The sequence below is a fragment of the Bartonella acomydis genome (genome assembly GCF_039543025.1).
GTDB classification, from domain to species: Bacteria; Pseudomonadota; Alphaproteobacteria; order Rhizobiales; family Rhizobiaceae; genus Bartonella; species Bartonella acomydis.
In genome coordinates, this window is the sequence record NZ_BAABIY010000001.1 from 1 (window position 1) to 16427 (window position 16427).

General features: G+C 36.6%; 17 protein-coding genes and 1 pseudogene. 10 read left to right on the forward strand and 8 right to left on the reverse strand.

The genetic code is table 11. The annotated features are described in order from the left end of the window. The 4 genes and pseudogenes from ABD909_RS08565 to ABD909_RS00015 form a co-directional block, all read right to left on the reverse strand. Positions 1 to 51 (reverse strand): annotated as a pseudogene (locus ABD909_RS08565) (toxin-activating lysine-acyltransferase); the annotation flags it as partial. A gap of 280 nt (positions 52 to 331) precedes the next feature. Further along, positions 332 to 622 carry a beta-barrel domain-containing protein gene (locus ABD909_RS00005; RefSeq protein WP_345095891.1) on the reverse strand — a complete coding sequence of 97 codons (291 nt, stop codon included), beginning with the start codon at positions 620 to 622 and terminating at the stop codon, positions 332 to 334. A gap of 115 nt (positions 623 to 737) precedes the next feature. Further along, positions 738 to 1259, reverse strand: a complete 522-nt coding sequence (locus tag ABD909_RS00010) for a hypothetical protein (protein WP_345095892.1) — start codon at positions 1257 to 1259, stop codon at positions 738 to 740. Between the two features lie 407 nt (positions 1260 to 1666). After that, entirely contained in the window at positions 1667 to 1972 is a 306-nt protein-coding gene (locus ABD909_RS00015; RefSeq protein ID WP_345095893.1) for a 6TM ABC transporter family protein, read from the reverse strand. Between the two features lie 256 nt (positions 1973 to 2228). On the opposite strand from ABD909_RS00015, the gene ABD909_RS00020 reads away from it, so the two are divergent. Both ABD909_RS00020 and ABD909_RS00025 read left to right on the forward strand, forming a co-directional pair. Next, complete coding sequence (locus ABD909_RS00020) at positions 2229 to 2504, forward strand: hypothetical protein (RefSeq protein ID WP_345095894.1); 276 nt, start codon at positions 2229 to 2231, stop codon at positions 2502 to 2504. A 77-nt stretch (positions 2505 to 2581) separates the two neighbouring features. Then, on the forward strand, positions 2582 to 2833 hold the full coding sequence (locus ABD909_RS00025; protein ID WP_345095895.1) for a hypothetical protein: 252 nt from the start codon (positions 2582 to 2584) through the stop codon (positions 2831 to 2833). Positions 2834 to 3251: 418 nt separating this feature from the next. On the opposite strand, the gene ABD909_RS00030 is transcribed toward ABD909_RS00025, so the two are convergent. The 4 genes from ABD909_RS00030 to ABD909_RS00045 form a co-directional block, all read right to left on the reverse strand. Further along, on the reverse strand, positions 3252 to 4037 hold the full coding sequence (locus ABD909_RS00030) for a DUF1499 domain-containing protein (protein ID WP_345095896.1): 786 nt from the start codon (positions 4035 to 4037) through the stop codon (positions 3252 to 3254). Between the two features lie 573 nt (positions 4038 to 4610). After that, positions 4611 to 5150, reverse strand: coding sequence for a DUF1254 domain-containing protein (locus ABD909_RS00035; RefSeq protein ID WP_345095897.1), 540 nt, complete (start codon positions 5148 to 5150; stop codon positions 4611 to 4613). Beyond that, complete coding sequence (locus ABD909_RS00040; RefSeq protein ID WP_345095898.1) at positions 5143 to 5739, reverse strand: DUF1214 domain-containing protein; 597 nt, start codon at positions 5737 to 5739, stop codon at positions 5143 to 5145. Before ABD909_RS00040 ends, ABD909_RS00035 begins: the two co-directional genes overlap by 8 nt. Further along, positions 5729 to 7906 (reverse strand): transglycosylase domain-containing protein, encoded by a 2178-nt coding sequence (locus ABD909_RS00045; RefSeq protein ID WP_345095899.1) that lies wholly within the window; start codon positions 7904 to 7906, stop codon positions 5729 to 5731. The genes ABD909_RS00040 and ABD909_RS00045 overlap by 11 nt, the downstream gene beginning before the upstream one ends. A 345-nt stretch (positions 7907 to 8251) precedes the next feature. Here ABD909_RS00045 and ABD909_RS00050 point away from each other — a divergent pair, with 345 nt between their 5' ends. From ABD909_RS00050 to ABD909_RS00085, 8 genes are all read left to right on the forward strand, one after another. Then, positions 8252 to 8488: a hypothetical protein gene (locus ABD909_RS00050; RefSeq protein WP_345095900.1), complete on the forward strand. Its 237-nt coding sequence runs from the start codon at positions 8252 to 8254 to the stop codon at positions 8486 to 8488. Positions 8489 to 8506: 18 nt separating this feature from the next. Further along, on the forward strand, positions 8507 to 9175 hold the full coding sequence (locus ABD909_RS00055) for a response regulator transcription factor (protein WP_345095901.1): 669 nt from the start codon (positions 8507 to 8509) through the stop codon (positions 9173 to 9175). Next, positions 9172 to 10587: an ATP-binding protein gene (locus ABD909_RS00060; RefSeq protein WP_345095902.1), complete on the forward strand. Its 1416-nt coding sequence runs from the start codon at positions 9172 to 9174 to the stop codon at positions 10585 to 10587. The genes ABD909_RS00055 and ABD909_RS00060 overlap by 4 nt, the downstream gene beginning before the upstream one ends. A 265-nt stretch (positions 10588 to 10852) precedes the next feature. Then, complete coding sequence (locus ABD909_RS00065; protein WP_345095903.1) at positions 10853 to 11587, forward strand: tetratricopeptide repeat protein; 735 nt, start codon at positions 10853 to 10855, stop codon at positions 11585 to 11587. A 187-nt stretch (positions 11588 to 11774) separates the two neighbouring features. After that, positions 11775 to 12254, forward strand: coding sequence for a cytochrome c maturation protein CcmE (gene ccmE / locus ABD909_RS00070; protein WP_345095904.1), 480 nt, complete (start codon positions 11775 to 11777; stop codon positions 12252 to 12254). Positions 12255 to 12261: 7 nt separating this feature from the next. Continuing rightward, positions 12262 to 14241 carry a heme lyase CcmF/NrfE family subunit gene (locus ABD909_RS00075; RefSeq protein WP_345095905.1) on the forward strand — a complete coding sequence of 660 codons (1980 nt, stop codon included), beginning with the start codon at positions 12262 to 12264 and terminating at the stop codon, positions 14239 to 14241. Beyond that, positions 14238 to 14648 (forward strand): cytochrome c-type biogenesis protein, encoded by a 411-nt coding sequence (locus ABD909_RS00080; protein ID WP_345095906.1) that lies wholly within the window; start codon positions 14238 to 14240, stop codon positions 14646 to 14648. The genes ABD909_RS00075 and ABD909_RS00080 overlap by 4 nt, the downstream gene beginning before the upstream one ends. Positions 14649 to 14848: 200 nt before the next feature. Then, a complete protein-coding gene (locus ABD909_RS00085) occupies positions 14849 to 16372 on the forward strand; it encodes a Do family serine endopeptidase (protein WP_345095907.1) in 1524 nt (507 codons plus the stop codon). Positions 16373 to 16427: the final 55 nt, after the last annotated feature.

Sequence of the window (16427 nt, forward strand, 5' to 3'; positions counted from 1 at the left end):
TTCATCTAAAAAAGCCCAAGTGGTAAAGGCACAAAACTCTCTACGCTCATTTTGGTAGAGTTTGTATTGCTCTGTCTGTAAAGCTGGTCTAAGTTTCGTTCAATATCCCAGATTAGCCAGCGGCGGTGTAGGGGGGATTGAAGCATTAAAACAACCATAGCACCCAAAGCCGTTATTGGGTCTATGAATGAGGGCGATGAAGTTTCATTCATACAGATTATCTTTCTTTTAGGGTTTGTTCTAAAACTTTAGTAATAGGTTCAAAGAAATAAGAAATGAGACGCCGTTTTGAAATAATGACATTAGCTTTTAGAGTCATGCCAGGGATAAATTAAACTCTTTTGATTAAAACAGCATAAACACCGTTAATTTCTTGCTCATGGCGCGTTGTTACACCTACATTCATAACGGTACCGTAGATAACACCATAACGTTTAGGTGGAAAGGCAGAAAATTTTATATAAGCATGTTGGCCTTTTTCTAAAAAAACAATATCTCGATTATCAAAGAAAGCTTCAACAATGAGCTCACCTGAGCCAGGGACAATACGCATGAGCGTTTTACCTGCTTCTACAAAGTCATCCAAAGTATGGATATGTAAATTGTCAATGCGTCCATCCACAGGGGCGTAAAGTGATAAGTGGTCAAGACGATATTGGCTGCTGTCAAGTTTGGCTTTTAATCTTTGCAGAGAGAGTTCTGTCTCACGAGAAAGCTGCCGATAGTGGGTGATTTCATCAGAAATAAGGTTTTGACTTTGTTGGGCGGAGAGCTTCTATTTCAGCGCTGTTTTCTTCCAAGCGTCTTTGATTGGCTAAAATTTCATGTTCCACATTTTTAAAGTCATGTAAACGTTCTAAATAAAGAGAATGGCTGATGACTTTTGTTTCCATCAAGCTTTTGGCAGCTTTAAGCTTTTCTTGGCTTAATTGCTGATCATCTCGTAATCTATCTAATTGTGCGTATTGGACAGCACCGCTTCGTGTAACACGATCAGCTTGGGCTTTGAGTGTTTTTATTTTATCTTGTAGTGATTGAAGGATCGTATGGATGAGCTTTTCTCCCTTCATTTTCGCTGTTTTGTTGCTAGAGAAAGAGATTTGCAAATAAGCAAGCCCTTTGGTCACAAAATCTTTATCCAAAGGATCTCTTTCACTCAAGGCAGCTAAAATCGCAGCGGCAATTTGCCCTTGAAGGGTCTGTTGAGCGATATCGGCTTGGGTACGTGCGCGCTCATTTAAAGCTTCACGCGGATCCAATTGAATAAGAAGGTCTTCTTATGGTAAAAAGGTCACCAAAAATATGGCTTAAAGCCCTATTTAAAAGGTGAAATTTACCGGTAGTGAGACTTTGATCGAGGCTGCGGGCTAAAGTTTCTTGCATTCGTATCGTATGAGCAGGTTCTTTTACGTGTGCTTTGATGGCTTCAAGATTGGTAAAGCTTTCAATAAGGCGTGATTATGGGCGGCTTGCAGAGTGAATGTACGGCGTAATTGGCAGCGTAAAAAGGGGCCGACCAATGCCAAAGAGCCCATTTGTAAGGGTAAAATGATAAGGACGATAAAGGTAAGTTTTAGACTAATGGAAAAGAGTGCAGCAAGATAAATAATTGCGAACAGAATATTCAGGACAGTTGTGGCGATGGTTCCTGTTAGAAACCCGCGAATTATATCAACCTCCCAATACGCGAAAACAATTCCCCCACTTGCCAATGACGTAGAGTGGGCAAAGAGAGGCTTAAAAGATGGATATAAATACGCCGTCCAAACTCTAGCGTAAGCCGATTGGCTAAATAAGTATCTAGGTAACCTGATAGAGTGCTAAGAGTGGTGCTAAACAGCATGATTAGCAACCACCAAGGCAACGTAACATAGAGACTTTCAAAGCGCTGAAAAGGGAGAATACGGTCAATAATCGCTTGAAAAATAAAAAAATTACCAAACCCAGCAAACGCAAAACGATGGCCACACAACTGAGTTCGATGACATAATAAATATATTTCTTTGTTGTTCTTGTAAACCAAGAGAAGGCTACAGGTTTTTCTTGTGAGTGCTCCATTTGAATTTATGTTTGTTTAAGAGAAAGAGCGATGGATGACGCATATTTAAACAGTATTGTAAATAGTATTATTACTCATTCTATTTGATATTTATTAATATAGTATAATAATGAAATTTCCACTGTACCATTGTAATACAGTTTTTTAAATAGATATTAGGAGATTAAAAATGGGGAGTTCAAGCTCATCACATGATTCAAATAGTTCACATTCATCAAGTTGGTTTCACTCTGACAGTTGTGATATGGATGGTTATACTCATGATACAGGTCACGGTGCATTGGCAGGAGGAGTTATCGGAGGACTAGTTGGTGCAGGTGCTGGTTTTATAACTGCTGGTCCCCCAGGTGCACTAGCAGGATTGGTCGAAGAAGGGCTAAAGGGCGCAGCAGCAGGTGGGCTTTGGTCTGGTGCACATAAGGTAGATGAATGCATTAATAGGTAAATTAAAGGTATGCTGTTTCTAATTTATTAGAAAATAGCGAGAAAGATATTTTTAATAGTTGGTCAAATATTTCATCAATGAACTTTTCAAGTAGTGGATCACAGCTTGGGTGTACTGTTGAAGATTATCTCTCTGCAGGATTTTCAATGGGACATAATATGGGAGTGGTAATTGGTGGACTTATGGGGGCAGTTGGAGGACCAATGGGTGCTGTGGAAGGTCTATTCTTAGGAGGAAGAGTTGGCTCTGCAGTAGGATTTGTTACAGGTGTGGGATATACAGCCCCTATGGATGTTATCGCTAATATAAAAATCAGCAGATATTTCTAAAATGAACAAGCTTGTAGGCATAATTATGTGTCTACAAACTTGACAGGAAGGTTTAGGTGCATAACTTTACAAAATTATATATTTAATTTGGAATTTTTTTTATGAATGATCTTATTCGTATTATTCTAGAATTATTATCTTCTATAGGTGCTTTATTTATATTTTTCTATGCAATATTTTTACAGTATAAATCTAAAAGTTATAGAAAAAAAGAAATTAGGAAAAAATTTTGTTAAGAACGTTTTTGTTCATTATATTCACTATATTATTTTCTATGACAGTTTTTTTGTATATGTTATTTATATGAATAATGATTATTTATTATCTTTATATGATAATGCTTTGATATGAGTTTTATAATAATTTATTGAAAAATAATCTTTTTTTATGAAATAAAGTACCTTATATCTCTTGATGGTTATCCATCATCTTGTGAAAGAGGAAGTGAAGCGATTTCTGTATCAAGGGCATCCATAAAATCGATAATAAAGGCAGCATTGGTTCCCAAATCTCTTGGCAAATAACGAGAAGCAGAACGCATATCAACAAAGGTGGTAGCACCTTCATCAGTTAAGCGGATCACAATGTCTGAAATGAAACCAAGGTAAAAAGTTTTAGCTCTCGTTTCAATATAAATCTCATTTTCTTCGCCTTTAAATTCTCGTTGCGCTACAATAGGCCAATCATACGCAGCCAAAATATTGAGAACGGATTCGCGAATACGTTCAGGTGAGCCATCATAACGGCGCCCTGACATTTCTGGCCATTGTGATTTCTGTAATGTTGCTTGTTCGATCAAAACACTTTTGAGCGGTAAAGCATCGCTGGGACGTATTGTGCGAAAAAAAGCTGGTGGTCTTTGTGTATCGGTAGAAACATCGTAAAGAGCAGGTAAGGTAAACCAAAGTCCAAAAAATAATACCAATGGTGTTGCAGTTATGAGTGAATAAATAATTCCCTTTAAAGCTTTCATTCCCCCTAGAGCCCCACAGACCCACAGACTATGAAGTGCTTTAATAGCGAGAAAAAGAGAGACAATAACACAGAAAGCAGAGACGATGATCAAAGTGATGAAATCAATGACATCAATTACAGAAAAACGTTGTAAAAGAATTGAAAACAATAAAATAAAGAATGCCAATCCGCCAAAACGAGGAGACCATACGGCTGCTCTTGAGATTAATCGAACATATGCCTTCTTCATGAAGCTTTTTCCCCCTCAACTATAGACTAGAAGCATAATCTTTTTAATTCGATATTTTACAAAAGCTTCTGATTATAACACAAAAATAAAGCACTTTCCTTTAAGATCAAGGATACGTGATGCTTCATTCATTATTCATTTAGTCGTTATTTCTCGTTAGCGCATTGAAGGAAATGGCCACTTTCTTTATAGTTTACCATAGTATCGCATTAATTTTATAAGAAGAATTGTTATCATGTAAAAATCGATTTAGCGAACAAGCTGTATGTTTTCTATAAGTCCGTTTATACAGTCTTTTTAGTTATATTTATGATTTTTGGGGATAAAGAAATGTTTTTCTGTCGAATATAATATGATTATTTGTAACAAAAACCGTATTCTTTTTTATATTTATAATCAACCTATTGGCTTATTCTGTGTATTGAGGTAGCGGATTTATGTTTCAATAGGGCAAACATTTGTAAATGATTTTTATTTCAGTAAAAAATTTGTTTTTTAAAAGTTGAAATGAGAAATATATTTTTGCTCTTTTTATAGAAAGAAGCCTTTATACTATGAGAGGTTCTTGTACTTTTATTCATTCAGTATATGACAGGATGCAGATGAAAAAAAGGCTTCGCTTTTTTTCTTGGCAAGGTCAGAAGGGGCAAAGATACGTAAGAGTGCAAAACCTTTCTGCAAATTTTTAGCAACCAAAATTGCATTTCTATTATTTTGAGAGTTTGACTGTTTGAGCTCTATGATTTGTATGGGTTTTCCAATGATGAGATCGAGTACCGCATCAGGGGCTGTTCGGTCATTAAGGCTGTAAAAAATAATTCCGGTTTGTGTATAAGCTGCGAGTGACCAAAATTGTGTTGTTTTCGAAGCTGTTAAATGAACAGGACCATTTTCGAGATTAAATCTGCAAACTTTAAGAAGAAAGAGTGGATCAGCAGATTGTTGAATAGGATTATCGGGAGTAAAATCAACAAATTGATAAGGGGTTCCAGATTTTTTAAGGCTTGTCCATATATTATTTTGTGCCCAAGTGGGGATCAGAAAAAGAACACAAATATGAACGATAATAACGCCAATGATTGCAAGAAGTGCGGTATGAATAAATCTAGTCACAATTTATTTGTCCTGATGGGATTTGTTCTATTGAGGGCATTGTGAGCTTTTGCAATGGCGTTGCAGAGATGATGGAGGTATCATATAAAGTGAGAATAAGTCCGAATTCTTTTTGACTAACCGTTGCAAGCCAATTACCGGTTTGGGGTGTTGGTGAGATATTGATACGTAATGTGCCATCACTTTCATAGGTAATATTGTTGGTATAAAGTTCGAAAGGTATTTTCTTGGATGAAGTATAGGGTTTGAGTGATCTGTCCGCTGTATAAAGAGTAAAGAGACGGGTTGTAGGGATATTTCCTTTAAGTAAGTAATGGCAATAGGGACGTAGTGGACGTCCGCGATTATCTTGCCAAATTTGAAAAATAAGCCCTTCTGTGTGTCCCATTGAAATATCCCCTCGTTTGGCAGCGCGTGCCCGCGTATAGGGGTCTGTATTGAGAGTTCCCACTTGAGGGTAAGCACTCCAAGCTCCAATTGTGAAGCGTCCAAAATAATTAAAGGAATTGAGTATATAATTGACACTGAGTATCCCACATAAAATAGAAAAAGCAAAAATAAAAAAGGGAATTATAATCTTAATAAACATTATAGGATATCTCGAATTCAAAATTTTGAAGCGCCGATAATTTTTTTCTCAAAGAGAATGCAGATAGCTTTTTCAGATCGTCATGAATCAGACGTAAAATATTTAATGTTTCAGATGAGAGCATATAGGGTATTTGGTGGGAAAATTCAGAATCATTGTGGAAAGGAAGCGTTTGTGGATGATAAGGAAGGAGAGAATTTTTGACACCATAGAGTTGTTTAAGCATGATATTTTGGTGTGCAAAAAGCATAATGCGATGCCATATCATGGCAGGAATACCGCCACCAAAAGCACGATTCATGGGTGAAAAATTATCATTACCCATCCATACAGCTCCTGTATAATTACCGGTAAAACCAACAAACCAAGCATCGCGATAGGATTGTGATGTACCAGTTTTCCCAGCAACAAGGGTCATAGGGAGAGCCGCACGTTTTCCCGATCCTCGTGTTGTAACACCAACCATCATTTGGTTCATATAAGCTGCTGATTGTTCACTGAGTACTCGATGGAGTCTATTACCGTTATGCTCAAAGTCCCAGACGATATGTCCATCTATTGTTCGAATTTGTGTGAAACCATGGCGATTCCCAGCTATCCCTCCATTGGCAAAAACATTAAAACCGGTTGCTTGATCCATAGGCGTCATATTGGATGTGCCTAAAACCATAGTTTTGTGTGATAGAATCTGTGCCTCAATTCCCATATTTTTGATAAGATCTATGATGGGTTTTGTATTACGGTTAAGATATTGATAAGTAAGATAAACAGGCACGGTATTGATGGAAAAAGCGAGAGCCGTTGCCAAATCAATTTTACCAAGATAACGACCAGAGTTATTTTTTGGTGACCAGCCTCCCCAATTGATAGGAGCATCTAAGACGACTGTTGAGGGAGACAGACCATGTTCCATTGCGGCTGCGTAGACATAAGGTTTGAATGAAGAACCAGGTTGTCTGCCGCCCTGTGTTGCTCTGTTAAATTGGCTTTTATTATAATCCACTCCTCCAACAATTGCACATACAGCACCGTTATTATCAAGTATAACAGTAGCAGCTTGTGTAACGCGATATTGTTGTCCATATTGCTGTAAATAATATGCGATTGATTCTTCTGCTGCTTTTTGAATATCTGGATCAAGAGTAGTGTGAATAATTAAATTATGGCTTGGAAGTTGATCCCCCATTTTTTTGATTTCATTGAATGTCCAATCAAGAAAATAATCGGGTTGCGTATTTTTTATTTTTGTAAGTGCCTTAGCAGGATGACGATGAGCGTTAATAATTTGGCTCTGCGTCATAAAACCGCTATTAACAAGATTAGCAAGGACCACATTGGCACGTGTTCGGGCCGCAAACAGATGACTGTGAGGAGCATATTTTGTTGGGGCTTTGAAAAGCCCTGCTAGCATAGCAGATTCGCTAAGGGATATATCGCTTATATTTTTTCCAAAATAAAATTTTGCAGCAGCTGCAATACCAAAATTATTTCCTCCCATATATGCACGGTCAAGATAAAGTTGCAAAATCTGTTTTTTGTTAAAATTTGCTTCTAACCAAAGCGCAAGATAGGCTTCTTTGATTTTGCGTGTTATGGTTCGCTCATTTGTTAAGAACAAATTTTTAGCTAGTTGTTGAGTAAGTGTTGAACCGCCTTGAACCACACTTCTAGCTTGCATATTTTGTGAGATTGCTCGCGTTAATCCTTGTAAGTCAATCCCCCAGTGATCAAAAAAATGACGATCCTCTGTTGCGAGAACAGCTTTAATAACATAATCGGGCATTTCTTCAACGGGGACAGACACAATTGGTAATGCACCACGATGGCCTATGGGATTTCCATAACGATCTAGAAAAAGAATGGAAAAATTTTTTGGTAAATACCAATCTTTTTTTGTTAATTGAAAAACAGAAATACCAACGATAGTGAAAAGAGAAAAAGCAATTAATCCTAATGTCAGTATTTCATCAAGAAACTCTACTATAAAGCGTTTCCATCCACGAATATGAAAATACTGTGAGATAATTTTTGCTGTGTTCCAAAAGGAATTATGAGCAGAACGGATACGATAAACTGCTGTGTCAAACAGTGCATCTAATTCAATAAGTGCAGGGCTGTGAAATGGCTTGTCTTGTTGTTCTTTCTTTTTTTTAAAAAAACCAAACATTTAAAGAAAGCCTATGGCAAAGCAATGCAATAACAAATCTACAATAATCTATATGGAGCAAACGTAATTTTTTGCTATAGCTCTAGCAGTGAAAGAGTTTATTTTTAAAATGATGGTAGTTTAATTATTAAAAATTATGTATAGAGTTTTTATATTTCTTTTAAATTTTCTATTTGCATTTTTATACAATTGTTAAAAAGATTTTAGTTTAAAATTTTAAAAATTTTAAGTACCATAGACCTATGATTTTTTATACAGAGATTAAATCTTTATCCTAGTATGATTTTGAATAAACCAAAATCATTGTTCATTCTATATTCATTTAAAATAGATTATGAAGTGTCTATGATGAAAAAAGTTTTCTTATTCTTGACAATAGCATTTTTTTTAGGAGCGGATTCTGTTTTAGCTGCTGAGTGTACTGAGATGGGGAGAAAGGTTGCTTCCCAAGAAAATGGGGTATTGGTGCGTTCAAAACCGGTTGTTCAGGATGGAAAAGATATGTGTATGATTGTGGTTGTTGTCCCAGCCCGTAACGGTGAAAAACTGCGCCGTGTTGAGGTTGTGGTTCCTGTCGATTAGTGTTTGATAGATGTTATCATGCGTATTTTAATTGCCGAAGATGATCGCAATCTCAATCATCAATTAGCGGAAGCCGTAAAAAATGCGGGATATGTTTCTGATAGTGCTTTTGATGGTGAAGAGGCTTATTTTTTAGGAAGTACAGAATCTTATGATGCTGTGTTGCTTGATATAGGTTTGCCACATATAGACGGAATTCGTATTATTGAAAAGTGGCGCCAAGAAGGGTGCACCATGCCTATTTTAATATTAACGGCACGAGATCGCTGGTCTGATAAGGTGCGTGGAATTGATGCAGGTGCTGACGATTATGTTGTTAAGCCATTTCACTTGGAAGAAGTGATGGCGCGTTTGCGGGCATTAATTCGTCGCGCAACAGGACATGCAACAAGCATGTTATGCTGCGGAAATGTTTTATTGGATACTAAGACTTCTCGTGTTTTTGTTGACGATCAGTTGATTAAATTAACATCCTACGAATTTAGACTTCTTTCATATCTCATGCATCATTGTGATAGGGTAATTTCAAGAACAGAACTTACTGAACATCTTTATGATCAGGATTTTGATAAAGATTCCAATACAGTGGAAGTTTTTGTCGGACGCTTACGTAAAAAACTTGGAGTAGATTTAATTGAGACTATTCGAGGAATGGGTTATCGCGTGAGAACGCTAGGTGATCAATGAATGTTTTAAAGAAAAATAACCGACTTCAGAAGCTATTTTTTTTCATTAGTAGATCTCTTAGTTTACGCGTTATGGTTTTCTCAACATTATGGGTTGTTATTTCGCTTTCATCAATTTCTGCAGTCAGTATTTTATTTTATAGGCGCTCAAGTGAACAAAGCCTAGAACGTATTCTCTCTGCTCATCTGTATAGTCTCATTGCAACAGTGACGGTTTCATCAGAAGGGAATTTAAGAGGAAGTGTTGGGATTGATGATATTCGTTATTCTGATTCAACAACGGGATGGTATTGGGAAGTTGTTGCAATATCACATAATCTAAAAGGAAGATTAACATCACCTTCCCTAGGGGAGGGAAAGATATTTTCACCCAGCGATATCGATGTACCTTTTGATAACAAATTCTTTCGCTCTTATCGAATAGAGGGGGATAATGGTCAGAAGCTACAAGTCATTGAGAGTGATGTTGTTCTTGATAATCAAAATCATATTGCACGTTTTCGTCTTGTTGGGAATATCGATGAAGCTCATGCACAAGTGCAAGAATTTAAGCAGACTTTACAAATTTTTCTTTGGAGTTTTGGTATAGGTAGTGTTCTTATCAATATTGCTCTTATTTTCTTTAGTTTTCAACCATTGAGGCTTATTCGACGAGGACTGAATGATATTCGTGAAGGAAAAGTTCATTATGTGAATACGGATTTAGTAAGTGAAGTCATGCCGCTAGCACAAGAGATGAATGCTCTCATTAATAATAATCAACGTATTATTGAACGGTTTCGCACACAGGTTGGAAATCTTGCACATTCATTGAAGACACCTCTCTCAGTGATGATGAATGAGGTTGATAAGATGTGCGGAGAACAAGCTTTTTTATTAAGAGAGCAAACGCAAATAATGCAGGCCCAAATAAATCATTATCTCCAGCGTGCGCGGATTGCAGCACAATGTGATAGTATCGTTTGTCATACATCTGTTCGCAGGGTGGTTGATCGTTTGGTAAGGGTTATGGCAAAGCTTAATCCTGAAAAACAGTTTGAATTTATTATGGAAGTTGATGATATTGTTTTTTCTGGTGAAAGGGAAGATTTAGAGGAAATTATAGGAAACTTAATTGAAAATGCTGCCCAGTGGTCTCATACAAAAGTCCTCATCTCCTGTTTTTTAGAAGAAAATATTGAAAAAACAGAATATTTTAGTATCTTTGTAGAGGATGATGGCTCGGGTTTAACAGAAGATAAAGTTGATGAAGCGTTAAAAAGAGGGCATCGGTTTGATGAAAGTAAGCCGGGGACAGGTTTAGGGTTAGCGATTGTTTCAGATCTGGTCAATGAATATGGTGGAAGTCTTTTTTTATCACGCTCTATCCTAGGAGGGTTGTGCGCAAAAGTTGTATTACCAAGGAGAAGATAAACTATTTTTTCTTTACTAAGAAACATATTAAAAATAAGCATATAGCATTGTTTTCAAGAGTTATTTTAAAATTCTAAGGGTATCTGTTTACAATAAAAATGTAAAATTTTGTTTTGCTGCCCTTGATAGTTATGAGAAAAATAAGTGATAAACATTCACAATGTTCTTGATAAGAAAAGGGGGGACTATCATCAGTATCTTTGTTAAATGGGGAGGGGGGAAAAATTGGTTAGTTTTTTAATTTTCACATTGGTAACAAAATGACATGCTCTTATTCATTTTGGCAGCATTTTTTCTCATGTTGCTAGCGAATATTCTTTTTTTTTCGCTTCATCATTATGGGACAAAAAAAGAGTTGAGAATTCAAGCCATTGATAATGGTAGAAGCCATATGTATGCGGTTAATTCTGAGGAGACTTATCCGCAAGATAAAAAGAGACACGCTCTTAAAGCTTTGAGTATTTTTTTTGTTCTTCTTATAACATGGAGCATTTATGGTTTTACAGGCAAACCAGAAGTTAAAAGTTATTTTTTTAATGAACTCATGCATAAGGACCCTACAACGCTCAATAAACGTGAACAGCTTGTTCGTCTACAAACACTTTTTTTGCGCTTCCCTTATGATGGCAAATTAGCAGATGCGTTAGCAGTAGGTTACCTCGAAGAAGGTTATTTTCAGGATGCTGTGAATATTTATTTAGACGCGTTGCGCTTGAATGGAGAAACAGCTCCAAGACTTGTTGGATATGGATTGGCATTGGTTGGCTATGAAGAAGGTATGATTACGCAAGAAGCACAAAATGTTTTTCAAAAAGCAGTAGATTTAGCTCCAAAAGATTTTTATCCTCGTTTATTAATTGCTGAAGCGCTTCATCAAACAGGCAAATCTGCGCAAGCAGTACAGTTTTTACAAAATTTTCTTGATACAATGCCTGAAGATTTTACAGGACGATCACGTGTTGAAGCTATGATTATTCAGTTACGTGATGCACCCAATTAGAATCTTAAGAAAGGTAACTGTAGTCAATTTAGATTATGAAAATCAAGAAGGATATTTCTCCGTGGTAAAGACATTGGATAAAAGTTGCATCCCTATGCAAGATATGCCAAGCTTCTATACAATATAAAGCATGGAAATATCCAATGTTTATACACCACATTTATAAAAGAATTTTCGTAGATAGTTTATGAATAATCAATCGTTTCATAGCACTTCTTCATTGAGAGTTATTTTAAAGCAGCGGAAAAAAAATCGATTGCTGATCATTTTATCGTGTTGTTTGGTGATAGCAATTGCAACAAGCCTTATTATCTATGCAATGCGTAATACGGTAAGTTTTTTTCGAACACCCTCTGAAATTACAAGAAAAGATATTTTAACAGGGTACCCTTTGCGTTTAGGTGGTTTTGTTAAAAAGGGAACTGTTGAATATAGTGAAGAGAAGGGCGTTCTTTTTTTTGTAACGGATAATACAAAACATCAAAAAGTAATTTTCAATGGTATCTTACCGGATCTTTTTCGTGAAGGACAAGGGGTTATCGTAGAGGGATATTTTGATCAACATGGCTTTTTTATAGGTACGCGTATTTTAGCAAAACATGATGAGACCTATATGTCTAAAGCAACGGCTGATCGTTTAAAAAAACATCATAGTGTGGAGAAATAATTCGATTGTGCTTATCGAACTAGGTCATATTTTTTTAACTGCAGCCTTTGCAGTAAGTTTATTAGGGGCTTTTTTACCTGCTTTAGGCGTTTTGTGGAGAGAGCGTTTGCTAATGCAAACAGTCGTGCCCCTGACCTATATTACTTTTATCTTATTATTCTTATCTTTTTTAATTGTTGTTCATGCCCATATTGTCTCTGATTTTTCTGTTTTGAATGTAGTTGAGAATTCTCATTCCGAAAAACCAATGCTCTATAAAATCACAGGTGTTTGGGGAAACCACGAAGGTTCCATGTTGTTGTGGGTTTTAAGCCTCGCTTTTTTTAGTACATTAGTAGTGTTCTTTAATCAGCATTTGCCAGAACAATTGAAGACACTTATTTTAATATGCCAAAGTTGGTTGATGAGCGCTTTTCTTTTATTTATCCTTTTTATGTCCAATCCATTTTTACGTGTTGATCCACCGGCATTGCAAGGAAAAGATCTCAATCCTCTTTTACAAGATATTGCGTTAGCAATTCATCCTCCGCTTCTTTATTTAGGCTATGTTGGTTTTTCACTTTGTTTTTCTTTTGCGGTTGCTACATTGATTATAGGATATGTCGATAGACTTTGGGCGCGTTGGGTTCGCCCGTGGCTTTTACTTTCTTGGTGTTTTTTGACATTAGGTATTATGGTTGGGTCCTATTGGGCTTATTATGAGCTAGGCTGGGGTGGTTATTGGTTCTGGGACCCAGTGGAAAATGTTTCGTTTATGCCTTGGCTTTCAGGAACGGCTCTTTTGCATTCTACTCTTGTGCTTGAAAAACGGGAAACATTGAAAAGTTGGACATTATTTTTGTCCATTCTTACTTTTTCCCTTTGTCTTATGGGAACTTTTCTTGTTCGTTCTGGTCTTTTAATCTCTGTTCATAGTTTTGCTGTTGATCCAGCACGAGGACGTGCAATTCTTGCACTTTTATTCTTTTTTACAGGAGGAGCTTTACTACTTTTTGCTGTACGCGTACCTGTTTTGACAGCAGGAAAAATCTTTCAGCCAATTTCGCGTGAAGGTTTTATTGTTTTAAACAATTTGTTACTCACAACAATAGCAGCAACAGTATTGATTGGTACGCTCTATCCTTATTTTATTGAAGCATTAACTGGGCAAAAAATTTCTGTAGGGGCCACTTTTTTTAACCTTACCTGTGGGCCTTTAATGATGTTATTGCTGTTTTTGGTGCCATTTGGATCAATGATAGCGTGGAAACACGGTGATTTACTCGCAGTCTTTGAACGGCTGTGGTTTATTTTTGCGTTAGTCTGTATAGCTTGTTTTATCGCATTTTATGCAGCTTCTTTGCGTGATATTTTTACCATTTTAGGAATTGGACTTTCAGCTTTTGTTTTTTTAGGCAGTTTAGCTGATTTTTGGGGGAAGAGTGGGCATCACAAAGTAACTTTGGGGGTGCGGGTTAAGAGATTTATGAGATTACCATGGTCGGTTTTTGGTGCGGCAATGGCGCATACGGGATTAGGTGTTACATTATTTGGCATTGTTTGTGTGGCATCTTTTGCGCAAGAGCGTATTCTAAATATGCACATAGGAGATGTGGTAATGATAGCAGGGAAAACTCTTCATTTAGATGGAGTCCGCGATGGAGTTGGTCCGAATTATTCGGCAATGGAGTTTCATTTTACAATATATGAAAATAAAGACACAGTGGGTAATATAACAGCATCAAAGCGCTTTTATTCAAGTCAAAATACCTCGACGACGGAAGTTGGTATTAAAAGTCATGGTTTATCGCAACTTTATATTGTACCGGGGCGTATAGATGATCGGGGAGTTGTTGTGCATATATGGTGGAAGCCTTACATAATATGTGTGTGGTTAGGGGCATTGATGATGGCTATGGGAGGATGTTTTTCTCTTTTAGGTTATTTTTTTCGCATCGGGCGACAAGATGCTTTTCGCATAAAATTTTTTAAAAAGTTACACAAATGAAAAAAATATTGTTTTCTATTTTATTTTTTTTAAATATGTTTTTTCCTTTACAGCCAGTAATAGCCTTAGAGCCCGATGAAATTTTACAGGATACAGTGCTTGAATCACGTGCACGAGATATTTCATCACATTTACGCTGTCCGGTTTGCCAAAATCAATCAATTGATGATTCAGATACTCTCCTAGCACGTGATTTACGTCTTTTAATTCGGGAACGATTAAAAATGGGGCATAGTAATCAACAGGTTATGGATTTTCTTGTTGAAAGGTATGGTGCGTTTATTCTCTTGAAACCGCCATTTAATCAAACAACTTGGTTTTTATGGCTGTCTCCTTTGATCATAATTCTCATAAGTGCAGGTGTGATATTTTTTAGGATAAGACAATACAAATCAAAAAATACTTAATCTTAAATGCTAATGCAGAAAAAAAGCGAAAAGAGGCGATATATGAAAAAATTGATGTCGTTGAAATTGGTCATGATTTTATTACTGTATACTTAAACCTTACAAAACTTTAACAATTTAGACAGAAAATGGTAAGGTCTGTTGTTCTATAAAGGATCGGCATTGGGATAAAAATATCATTGAATAGGAGCGTATACCAAATGGGTAAAAAAACTTTCTTTAAAACATTAGCCGCAGTAAGTTTTTCTGCTGCGTTGGAAAGTGCACTGTTTTTTAGTGGTTGTGGATCAAGTTTATTCACGACAGCGGCTTATGCAAGTTCTGTATTTACTTCATTAATACAACAGCAGGGATTTGCAGATATTGTTTCTCAAGTAAAACCTGCAGTTGTAGCGGTGCAAGTAAAGGGCAATAAACAGAAAGAAGAGTGGTCCTTTAGCAATTTTTTTAGTGCTCCAGGAGTAGACCAATTACCAGATCAACATCCTTTAAAGAGGTTTTTTAAAGATTTTTATGATTTTGATAAACCTAAAAATAAGTTTTCACAGCGCTCAAATAGACTGCATCGTATAGCTTTTGGTTCGGGTTTTCTTATCTCATCTGATGGTTACATTGTGACCAATGATCATGTAATTTCTGAAGGCACAAGTTATTCTGTTGTTCTCGATGATGGTACAGAATTGGATGCAAAGCTCATTGGGAAAGATCCCAAAACTGACATTGCAGTCTTAAAAGTAAATGACAAAAGAAAATTTTCCTATGTTGATTTTGGTGATGATTCAAAGCTTCGCATTGGTGATTGGGTTGTTGCTATTGGTAATCCATTTGGTCTTGGGGGAACTGTAACAGCAGGGATTGTTTCGGCACGTGGACGTGATATTGGTAATGGTAGTTATGATGATTTTATTCAGATTGATGCTGCTGTTAATAGAGGAAATTCAGGTGGCCCAACTTTTGATTTGAATGGCAAGGTTATTGGAATTAATACAGCAATTTTTTCTCCTTCTGGTGGGAATGTTGGTATTGCTTTTGCTATTCCGGCGGCCACAGCGAAACAGGTTGTACAACAACTTATCGAAGAAGGTTCAGTTCAGCGTGGATGGCTAGGGGTTCAGATACAGTCTGTCACGAAGGAAATTTCTGATTCGATAGGTTTGAAAGAAGCAAAAGGTGCTTTGGTTACAGATTCATTAAAAGGACGGGCAAAAGGACCTGCAGCAAAGGCTGGTATTAAGGCAGGTGATGTTATTATTTCATTGAATGATGAAAAAATTAATGATTCTCGTGATCTAGGTAGGCGTATTGCAAATATAAAACCAGGAGAAACCATAATCTTAGGGATTTGGAGAGCTGGTAAGGAGGATAAAATCAAGGTTACGCTTGCTTCAATGCCTGAAGATGACGGGAAAAAAGAGGGTTCAAAATATTCAAATGAACGTGGTGATTCAGATGAGACATTGGAAGATTATGGGTTAATTGTTGCGCCTTCTGATGATGGTGTAGGATTGGTTGTAACGGATGTGGACTCGGATTCAGATGCTGCAGACAAGGGGATTCGCCCTGGCGATGTTATTGTGACAGTGAATAATAAACCTGTTAAAAAGGCCTCTGATATTACGGATACAATCAAGAATGCTCAAAAGTTAGGGCGAAAAGCTATACTCTTACAAGTACGGACCAATGAGCAAAATCGTTTTGTTGCTCTTCCAATTTTCAAAAAATAGTACTTTAATTATGAGTGGGGCAGAGATTTTGTAGATTTTTGTCCTACAATACAAT